The 8,194-nt window shown below is 40.3% G+C and carries 9 protein-coding genes and 2 tRNA genes; 1 reads left to right on the forward strand and 10 read right to left on the reverse strand.

Annotated elements, in window-relative coordinates; all coding sequences use genetic code 11:
* The 10 genes from H541_RS12340 to yidD form a co-directional block, all read right to left on the reverse strand.
* On the reverse strand, nt 1-214 hold a 214-nt coding region (locus H541_RS12340; protein WP_022797173.1), incomplete at its 3' end, for a helix-turn-helix domain-containing protein.
* A 198-nt stretch (nt 215-412) separates the two neighbouring features.
* Complete coding sequence (locus H541_RS0110065) at nt 413-676, reverse strand: hypothetical protein (protein ID WP_022797174.1); 264 nt, start codon at nt 674-676, stop codon at nt 413-415.
* A 10-nt stretch (nt 677-686) separates the two neighbouring features.
* Nucleotides 687-1,175 (reverse strand): helix-turn-helix domain-containing protein, encoded by a 489-nt coding sequence (locus H541_RS12840; protein ID WP_022797175.1) that lies wholly within the window; start codon nt 1,173-1,175, stop codon nt 687-689.
* 460 nt (nt 1,176-1,635) lie between these two features.
* Entirely contained in the window at nt 1,636-3,417 is a 1,782-nt protein-coding gene (gene glmS, locus H541_RS0110075; protein WP_022797176.1) for a glutamine--fructose-6-phosphate transaminase (isomerizing), read from the reverse strand.
* Nucleotides 3,418-3,878: 461 nt separating this feature from the next.
* Nucleotides 3,879-5,240 carry a phosphoglucosamine mutase gene (gene glmM / locus H541_RS0110080; protein WP_022797177.1) on the reverse strand — a complete coding sequence of 454 codons (1,362 nt, stop codon included), beginning with the start codon at nt 5,238-5,240 and terminating at the stop codon, nt 3,879-3,881.
* A 44-nt stretch (nt 5,241-5,284) separates the two neighbouring features.
* Nucleotides 5,285-6,250: a CdaR family protein gene (locus tag H541_RS0110085; RefSeq protein WP_022797178.1), complete on the reverse strand. Its 966-nt coding sequence runs from the start codon at nt 6,248-6,250 to the stop codon at nt 5,285-5,287.
* On the reverse strand, nt 6,247-7,095 hold the full coding sequence (gene cdaA, locus H541_RS0110090) for a diadenylate cyclase CdaA (protein WP_022797179.1): 849 nt from the start codon (nt 7,093-7,095) through the stop codon (nt 6,247-6,249). The genes H541_RS0110085 and cdaA overlap by 4 nt, the downstream gene beginning before the upstream one ends.
* Before the next feature lie 162 nt (nt 7,096-7,257).
* Nucleotides 7,258-7,329, reverse strand: a tRNA-Gln gene (locus H541_RS0110095).
* 5 nt (nt 7,330-7,334) lie between these two features.
* Nucleotides 7,335-7,415: transfer RNA gene (locus H541_RS0110100), tRNA-Tyr, on the reverse strand.
* Between the two features lie 89 nt (nt 7,416-7,504).
* On the reverse strand, nt 7,505-7,759 hold the full coding sequence (gene yidD / locus H541_RS13060) for a membrane protein insertion efficiency factor YidD (RefSeq protein ID WP_084684601.1): 255 nt from the start codon (nt 7,757-7,759) through the stop codon (nt 7,505-7,507).
* A 211-nt stretch (nt 7,760-7,970) separates the two neighbouring features.
* Here yidD and H541_RS0110105 point away from each other — a divergent pair.
* The coding region (locus tag H541_RS0110105) for a helix-turn-helix domain-containing protein (protein ID WP_022797180.1) at nt 7,971-8,194 on the forward strand (224 nt) is incomplete at its 3' end.

Genomic DNA, 8,194 nt, shown 5'->3' on the forward strand with positions numbered 1-8,194 from the left:
ACTCTTCTTCAGTGTGTTGATTGGGATGTGAGTGGGGCTTTGTACTCTTATTTCTTAAACTATCCCATGTCCCATCATAGTTGTCTCTCCAACGTTTGACTTGCATCCGATTTGTGTGATATTTGCGTGCAGCCTTGGCATTATTATCATGTTTAACCGCATAATCAACGACTTTCTTTCTGTATCGCATTTCTTCTGTTATAATATTCTTCATAGGGGAAGCTTTCCTTTCTGTGGTGTGGTAATTACAGTATAGCAGAAGCTTCCTCTATTTTTTTATTTTCATGTAACACATGTATTGTAACCTTACAGAAGGGTTTGTTACAACGTTCTGCAACAAACCCTTCTCGTGCTTTGATTTAGAGCTACACGCACTTATTCCCTTCTCTAGGCAAGTTCTCCTATAAAAGGATTAGAGGTCGATTATGACCTGGTCATCTCCTGATTTTATTTCAATAAAGTGTAAATCAGGGTGTCTTTTTTTGAAGTCTTTGAGCAAGCAGATAAGTTTATTTCTCTCGCTTTTAGATAAACTGGTGACCCCTTTAAACTCCGACATGACACTAGCTGATTTGCCACTACTATACTTAACTGCTGTTTTGATGGCAGTTCCAATCAAGAAGTTAGGAATTGGTATCGTAAAATTGGCTTCATCTGTTTTGATAGCTATTTTCATCTTGTGCCCTCTATTCTACAAATATTTTGACATGGTCACCATCAGCACTGTCTACCGTCAATATTTCACCGATCGTCCCTTTTTGAATCAGATTAAGAATCAATTCGATATTTTCCTTAGTCAAAATATCCTTTCCATTATAATTGAGGTCATTACTAGAGTTGGCTAGTATTTCGATAATTTTTGCTGGGAGATTCATTCTTACAGTGTCCCCATCCTCAGTATCCACTGTTAATCTCACGACTAATTCTTCTAACGGCTTTCGATTCTCTTGCCTAGTCATCCTTACCTCTTTAACTTGGTCTCCTCTCAAAAGATAATCCACTGATGTGTTGAATAGTGCGGCAAGTGCTACCAAAGTCGTCACATCTGGGATAGCTAGATCATTTTCCCATTTTGAAACTGCTTGACTGCTAACATGACAATGATCAGCTAATGCTTCCTGAGTGTACCCTTGTTGCTTTCTTAATGCTGTGATTCTATTCCCTATTGATTCCATTCCGTATTCCCGCTTTCTTCATATTATTCCCACCATAGTCGCTCACTAGTCGTTCACTATACTTCACTGTAACCCAATACTTCTTTCATACTTTAATTCTAGTCCTCCATGCTCAAATGACCACCGTCTCCGAGTTGAGTTACACAACTATTAGTTGCTATTTTGCTTCTATTATACAACTGTTAGTTGTTTGATTGTTTTTCAATCATCTTATCACAGCATTCACACTTAAGACACTGATGATTCTTACACCTCTTTCTTTTCTTAGGCTTCTTAGGCTTCTTAGATTTCTTACAACTCTAACCACTCTAACCGTACTGATAACCTTCATACCCCTGGCAACTCTGATAACAAGGCCCATAATAGGACCAGATAAAGATAACTACAAGGCACAAAAAAAGGCGAGCATATTGGCTCACCTTTTTCCCTTTATTATACTTTGTTTACATCACTATTTTATTTACTCAACCGTTACACTTTTAGCAAGGTTACGTGGTTGATCAACATTGTACCCTTTATGAAGTGCCGTATAGTAAGCCAATAACTGTCCCACTACAACTGTCAGAAACGGGCGTAAGTAAACTGGTACTTCATCTAAAATGATTGTATCAGAAGCTGTTTTTAAATCGCCTGAAACGATTGTGATAGCCTTAGCCCCGCGAGCTTTAACTTCTTCTAGATTACTACGTGTTTGCGCAGCAACATTCGGTTGCGTCATCAAAGCAATGACAGGTGTTCCTTCTTCGATCAAGGCGATCGTCCCGTGTTTCAATTCACCCGCTGGAAAAGCTTCGGTTTGAATATAAGAGATTTCTTTCAACTTCAAGGCATTTTCCATTGAAACAAGGTGGTCCAAACCTCTTCCGATATAAAACGCATTAGGCGTGTCTAAGAGATCATCTTCAGCTATTGTTTCAAAGTCCTCTTGCTGAGCAATCAACCTTTCCACCGCCACTTCCACTTGACGTAACTCATGGCTAAATGTGTCAACTGATCCCGCAAGTGTATGAATCAAATACCCTAGAACTGCTAATTGTGCTGTATAAGCTTTGGTTGAGGCCACTGCCACTTCCGGACCTACATGCAGTAATAACGTAAATGTCGCTTCACGACTTAATGTCGAATTCTTAACATTAGTGATCGTCAAAGATTGATACCCTAGTTGATTGACCCTAAGTAACGCATGTCGGCTGTCAGCTGTCTCACCACTTTGTGAAATAAAGATGAAAAATGGTTTTTGGCTCAACAAAGGCATATCATAGGCAAATTCACTCGCAATATGGATTTCTGCAGGCTTTTGGGCGATTCTTTCGAACCAGCTTTTGCTAACAAAGCCCGAGTTGTAGCTCGTTCCACAAGCTACTATGTAAATGCGATCTGCCTCTTTAACTGCTTCAAGCAGTTCATTTGAGATTGCTTCCTCATGACTATAGACTTCCGAAATACGTCTCAAGGCGATTGGTTGTTCTTCAATTTCTTTTAACATGTAGAAAGGATAGATACCCTTATCTAGTGTATCGTCAGTCAAATCGACTTTGAATGATTCTCTTTCTACTGTATTGCCTTCTAGATCACTGATCGTTACGTCATTTGACGTTAAAGCTACTAATTCACCATCATGGATTTCAATGAATTCATTAGTTCTTTGGACACCAGCTAGTGCATCTGAACAAACGATAAACCCATCTTCCGCAACACCGATTAACATTGGGCTTTTTTGCTTTGCGGCATACAACTTATCTGGTTCAGTGATATCAATCAATGCCAAAGCGTAAGAACCATCTAGCAAGTTCAAAACCTTCAATAAGGCGTCTTCTACTGTATCACTCGTTTGTGCAAACAGCTCAACAAGTTGTACGATTACTTCTGTGTCTGTTGCCGAGCGAAACGTCACACCCTTTAAATAAGTGTCTGCAAGCTCTAAGTAGTTGTCAATCACACCATTATGTACAATAACGAAGCGACCACTCGCCGATTGGTGAGGGTGAGCATTCTCAGTAGTTGCTGAGCCATGTGTTGCCCAACGTGTATGCCCAATCCCAATACTGGCGTCAAACTCTTGGTCTATCAACGGCTCTAAGTCGCTGACTTTCCCAGCAGTTTTTGCTAATTTCAATTCTCCGTTTCCATTCAGTAGTGCTATACCAGCTGAATCATATCCACGGTACTCTAAACGATGCAACCCCTTTAATAAATAACTTTGAGGCGCACTAATCCCTATAGATCCTACAATTCCACACATTCGTGAATCTCTCCTTCAGTTTTTAAGATTCACTTCTGGTGCATGAATCAGTCTCTGTGCCTACCTCTCGATAGATTTTTCCTGATTCTGTAGACTGCACTGCCTTGGATCATCCGCCGAATGTTTCGATAAACCCAATCCTCGTCACCCACAACTATCGTGGGCCTGGCGCTATTCCGTTTTATTCAAACCGCCCTCCTTTTTTATTTTATATCAGAAGCACCTTTCATATTAACGACATTCCAATGCCATGTCAATAAACTTCATGCGCTATTCTTCACAAAAAAACCTGATGGTTAGCTCGGAAGAGTTTTCCTCTTAGCTCCCATCAGGTTTCATTCAGCTTTCTTAATGTACCTTTTTTGATTTATTTCGTCGCTAGCTAGTCGCTTTTTAACCTTAAACGCGTTTGTTAGGGTTTATATAACGATAGCTTTGCGTTTAGTTCTTATCCAATCTTTTTAGGAATTCTTCTCAGCTTCCTCTTTGATAACATCGGCAATTTTTTCAGCAAAACGTTTGCAGTTTTCATCACTAGTTGCTTCGACCATCACACGAACTAATGGTTCAGTTCCACTGGCCCGAACGAGAATTTGCCCGTTGCCAGCCATTTCTTCTTCTGCTTTTTCAATCTCAGCGGCTACCGCTGGTAACTCTGCCACTTGATGCTTGATTGTATTAGGAACTTGGATATTGATCAATTGTTGTGGGTATGTCGTCATCGCACTAGCTAACTCAGATAATTTCTTACCGGTTTGCTTCATTACTTTCAATAACTGGATACCAGTCAATAACCCATCACCCGTCGTATTGTAATCCAGGAAGATAACGTGTCCAGATTGTTCACCACCAAAGTTGAATCCTGATTCACGCATCCGCTCTACGACATATCGGTCACCCACTTTAGTTTTTGAAACGGTTAATCCTTCCTCTTTTGCCGCTTTGAAGAATCCTAGATTACTCATAACAGTAGTCACGATTGTATCTTCATTTAAGTGACCTGTTTCTTTCAACTGAGCGCCACAAATCAGCATGATTTTATCACCATCAACGATGGCACCTGTCTCATCGACAGCAATACACCTATCGCCATCACCATCAAATGCAAGACCAACATCTGCTCCGGATTCTACGACGAACTCTCCTAATTTTTCTGGATGAGTAGACCCAACACCATCATTGATATTCAAGCCATCAGGTCGATCGCCCATTGTTTGGAAATCCGTATCAAGGTCTGCAAATAAACGATTTAAGACAGAGGTCGTTGCACCATTTGCACCATCTAAGCAGACATTCAAGCCTTCCAGTTTATTTGGCACAGTGTCTTCTAGGAATGAAATATACTTGAGCGATCCTTCTAAATACTCTTCAACGGTCCCTAAGCCGGCTGCAGAAGGACGTGGCAAAATGTCATCAGGAGCATCTAGTAAAGCCTCGATCTTAGATTCAGTTTCGTCCGTTAGTTTAAAGCCATCAGCTCCAAAAAACTTAATGCCATTATCAGCAGCTGGATTATGTGAGGCTGATATCATAACTCCAGCACTTGCTCCTTGGACTTTTGTTAAATAAGCGACTCCTGGTGTTGGTAAAACACCTAATTGTAGTACTTCAATCCCAACAGAAAGTAGGCCAGCAATCAAGGCTTGCTCTAATAGTTGACCAGAGATACGTGTATCACGTCCAACTAAGACACGTGGGTGGTCACTTTGAGCTTGTTTTTGTAGAACATAGCCACCATATCTTCCTAATTTGAAGGCTAATTCTGGTGTCAGCTCGCTATTAGCAACGCCTCTTACCCCATCAGTGCCAAAATATTTTCCCATCTGTTTTATCTCCTTTGTCTAAAACCACTTTGTTTGCTACTCATTTACGATTCTGTCGATTTAGCGTCATCCGATGATTGATTACGTGTCATTTTAACTGTTATCGGTATTTCAGTATTATCATCTATCGTTACCCCTACAGGTAAACGGATTGAGCCATTGATTGTCTCGCCATCCGTCACGCCACTAACATCGGCAACGACCGTAATATCACTGACATCGGATAAGACCTTATTTGTTCCAATCACTGTGATCTTATCAACATCTGTACTATAAGAATAGCGATAATCTTCATTTTCATTTTGTCCTTCGAGTTTTACCGAAACTTCTTTAGAGGTTAACTGAGCTGACTCATCTCTTGTCACAGTCACTTGTACAGGGTTGATTGTTGCACTCACAGATTGACCATCGGAATTAAATGCCAACAACTGCACTTCTTGGACACTCTCAGAATTAAGCGATGTATCTACTGTTCCTCTTATTTCATCGATCGAATCGATACTTGATTGCGCTCCAGTTGCCGTCACGGTATCCGTATCTAACTCGTAATCTTCATCAAGTTTTTGATTGTTTTTATCGTAGATTGTCACTGGAAATTCTTTGGTAACTAACCGCTCAACATTGATAAAAATCGTATTAGGGGTAATACGCCCTGTCACTTCTGTCGACAACCCATTAACAACCAGTTGGATGGTGTGTTCTCCAACACCTAGGTCATCTATATTAGGTGTTTCAACTGTGAAATTACGATTAGTTGCCGCTAGTCTGACATAGCTAGTGGGCCCTTCAAGGGTCACTAGAACGGAACTTGGTAATCCAGTTACCACATACTGATCTTCACTGATATTGGCCACAACTGGTACATTTGTCACTGTTTCTTGTGTTTGGATAGAAATAGAGCCTGACTGTTGACTATGACGGTTCAACGAACTGACATAAGAGAAAAGAAGTACCGCACCCATTAGGGATAGCAACATTAACACCCATTTGTTTGTTAACCACTTACTCATTTGCGATGTCCCCCCAACTTCAATGAATCTAGGAAATCTTTAAACATTTTTTGAGTTGGATTTTCCTCAACAGGTTCAGAAATTAAGTTTTTCTTCATCAAATCTACTAATTGCTCTTCACTGAGATCGCGATATAGTTGGTTTTCATAAGTCACACTGATACCGCCCGTTTCCTCAGATACGATCAGCGTGAAAGCATCACTTGCTTCACTTAATCCCACCGCAGCACGATGCCTTGTTCCCAACTCCTTAGGAATCAATGGGCTTTCAGAAAGCGGGAGGTAACTTGCAGCCGACGCAATCTTGTAATCCCTGATGATAACTGCTCCATCATGGAGTGGTGTATTTGGTATAAATGTATTAATCAACAATTGACTTGAGATATCTGCATCTAGCGGGATTCCAGTATCGATATACTCCTGTAACGAATTTTCCATTTCAATTGAAATCAAACACCCTATCCGTCGTTTCGCCATGTATTTGATGGCTGTTACTAAACTATCTATCATCTTCTCACTTGGATTCGCTTCTCTTGAATTTCGTGAAAAGAAAGACGACCTTCCAATATGTTCTAGCCCACGTCTGATTTCTGGTTGGAATACCACAATAAGAGCAATAATCCCCCATTGGATCACGAGATTCATGATCCAATCTAGTGTATTCAAACCAACCGTGTAACTGATAGCTTTTATAACGATGACAACAACGATCCCTTTGACTAGGTGAACAGATCTATTACCCAAAAGAATAGATAATAATTTATATAATAAAAACCACACTACAGCAATATCTATTACATTTGTAACTGTCTGCCAAGACACTAAATTATTCCAGTCGAATCCCATTCACTCCACTCCCTTATGACTGTCTCGCGTTTTATTATAGCATGAAAGAAAAGTCAGTTATAGTCACCTATTCACTTAGCTCTGTTACACTGCCTAGGAACACTATAAATAAAAAAACCGATCGAACGATCGGTTTTTGACTTGAGTCATCTCCTACTGAGACTGGGCTAGCTGGATTCGAACCAACGAATGACGGAGTCAAAGTCCGTTGCCTTACCGCTTGGCTATAGCCCATTGGATGGAGGGGGGCAGATTCGAACTGCCGAACCCGAAGGAGCGGATTTACAGTCCGCCGCGTTTAGCCACTTCGCTACCCCTCCATATTATTTTGACTGCCTCAAAAACAGCTCAAAACACGTACTATTAATGAAAACGTACTCGAATATAATAACCTAGAAAGAGGTCAAAATCAAGTACGCTTCCGATATTTTTTGTTTCTTCTCATCGTGAAATAATCGGGAACAGGGTCCATTCCTCCACGGATAAAAGGATGGCATCGAAAAATACGACCTATTCCCATCCAGAACCCTTTAAAAGCACCATGCCGACTAATAGCTTGAATCATATAATTAGAACATGTCGGCTCATATCGACAACTTGGGGGAAATAAAGGAGAAATAAACTTTTGATATCCTCTTACAAACCAAATCAATAACCGTTTCATCACAGACCTCGCTCACCTATTCACCTAGCCCAATGCTAATACTAACGACTTGATAGCACTACTCTAACTAGCGCTACATAAGAACTCAATACCCCTTTAGCAAAAACCACCGTTGCAAATCAGTATTCATTATTATAGCATTATAGCATTATTGTGTAAGGTTACAATACATGTGTTACATGAAAATAAAAAAATAGAGGAAGCTTCCCCTATGAAGAATATTATAACAGAAGAAATGCGATACAGAAAGAAAGTCGTTGATTATGCGGTTAAACATGATAATAATGCCAAGGCTGCACGCAAATATCACACAAATCGGATGCAAGTCAAACGTTGGAGAGACAACTATGATGGGACATGGGATAGTTTAAGAAATAAGAGTACAAAGCCCCACTCACATCCCAATCAATATACTGAAGAAGAGTTAAATATCAT

This window comes from Bavariicoccus seileri WCC 4188 (assembly GCF_000421665.1).
GTDB classification, from domain to species: Bacteria; Bacillota; Bacilli; order Lactobacillales; family Aerococcaceae; genus Bavariicoccus; species Bavariicoccus seileri.

Coding starts and splice junctions, on each gene's coding strand:
- H541_RS0110065 (WP_022797174.1), bottom strand. CDS start 676: ATGAAAATAGCTATCAAAACAGATGAAGCCAATTTTACGATACCAATT.
- H541_RS12840 (WP_022797175.1), bottom strand. CDS start 1,175: ATGGAATCAATAGGGAATAGAATCACAGCATTAAGAAAGCAACAAGGG.
- glmS (WP_022797176.1), bottom strand. CDS start 3,417: ATGTGTGGAATTGTAGGATCTATAGGGATTAGTGCGCCTCAAAGTTAT.
- glmM (WP_022797177.1), bottom strand. CDS start 5,240: ATGGGAAAATATTTTGGCACTGATGGGGTAAGAGGCGTTGCTAATAGC.
- H541_RS0110085 (WP_022797178.1), bottom strand. CDS start 6,250: ATGAGTAAGTGGTTAACAAACAAATGGGTGTTAATGTTGCTATCCCTA.
- cdaA (WP_022797179.1), bottom strand. CDS start 7,095: ATGGGATTCGACTGGAATAATTTAGTGTCTTGGCAGACAGTTACAAAT.
- yidD (WP_084684601.1), bottom strand. CDS start 7,759: ATGAAACGGTTATTGATTTGGTTTGTAAGAGGATATCAAAAGTTTATT.